The following is a 542-nucleotide window of genomic DNA, read 5'->3' as shown; positions in this document are numbered from 1 at the left end:
GTGCCGGCCGCGGTCTGCTGGCTGGCCTGGCGGATGTTCTGCAATGCCCCCATCACCTGCTCGATGCCCAGCTGCTGCTGGTTGGTCGAGGCCACGATCTGCTGGAACGTCTGCACGTTCTCCTCCACCCGCGCGGTGATCTCCTCGATCGTGCGCTGCGTCGTGTCCGAGCGCGTCTTGCCCGCCGCCGCGCGCTTGACCGCCTCCTCGGTCAGCATCACCGACGTGTTGATGCCCCGCTGGATCTCGCCCAGGATCCCCCGCACCTGCCCCGTGGCCGCCTTGGCCTGGTCGGCCAGGAGCTTCATCTCCGAGGCCACCACCGAGAAGCTGCGCCCGCTCTCGCCGGCCGCGGCCGCCTCGATGGCGGCGTTCAGCGCCAGCAGGTGCGTGCGCTCCGAGATGTCGTTGACCGTCTCGATGATGTCGCCGATCGTCTGGGTCTTCTCCGACAGGCTGACGATGTTGCCCGCCACCGCCTCCGCCTGCTCGCGGATCGCGTCCATGGCCTTGGCGGTGTCGGACACCGCGCGCAGCCCCTG

Annotated in this window: 1 protein-coding gene; it reads right to left on the bottom strand. The window is 69.7% G+C overall.

Annotated features, from left to right (window positions below; genetic code table 11):
• The coding region (locus ACLBYB_RS32730) for a methyl-accepting chemotaxis protein (RefSeq protein ID WP_447701369.1) at positions 1-542 on the bottom strand (542 nt) is incomplete at both ends.

Source organism: Methylobacterium sp. D54C (genome assembly GCF_053345595.1).
The sequence above is the reverse complement of the archived record's forward strand: the minus strand, read 5'-3'. Positions and strand labels throughout refer to the sequence as shown.